The 499-nt window shown below is 53.9% G+C and carries 1 protein-coding gene; it reads left to right on the top strand.

What is annotated here, in order from left to right; all coding sequences use genetic code 11:
* Positions 1-57: 57 nt before the first annotated feature.
* Positions 58-499: hypothetical protein (locus KDM89_RS19570; RefSeq protein ID WP_212689567.1), on the top strand; the 442-nt coding region annotated here is incomplete at its 3' end.

Below are 499 nucleotides of genomic sequence, written 5' to 3'. Positions count from 1 at the left end.
AACCGTCAGATATTGACACTCAGAGCCAGTGTATTGGGTATGGTGCCGGAGGACAGGGTGCAACGTGCCCGCGCACGAATTGAACAGCAGCTGGAAAAACCGGGGCGCCATGAAGTCAGTCTCAGCCACGTGCCGCCTGGCGTTTTAGTGCAGATTGATGGCAGCGGCAGCTTTTATATTGCACCAGAAGATATCGATCCATTTCAGCAGGAAACGCTGGACAGTGTGAGCCGACAAGCACAGCAGGCTTTGCAAATGGCGATCAGCGAATATGAGGAAAGCCGCAACCTGCGCAGTCTGTTGCATGCAGCCTTATATGCGCTGCTCGCGACGCTGGCTTATGCGTGTTTATTGTGGGCAGTCTGGAAGTTGCGCCGTATTGTGATGCGCCGCAGTCTGAAATTTGCCAACGCAAAACTGGCGGAACTGCATGACGTTGGTTCTGCGCTGATTCAACGTGAGCGTTTGCACTGGCTGATACTGAAAGCCAGCCAGATGC

The sequence above is a fragment of the Cognatundibacterium luofuense genome, from assembly GCF_018139685.1.
GTDB classification, from domain to species: Bacteria; Pseudomonadota; Gammaproteobacteria; order Burkholderiales; family Burkholderiaceae_D; genus Undibacterium; species Undibacterium luofuense.
This window is presented reverse-complemented; position numbering and strand designations above follow the sequence as displayed.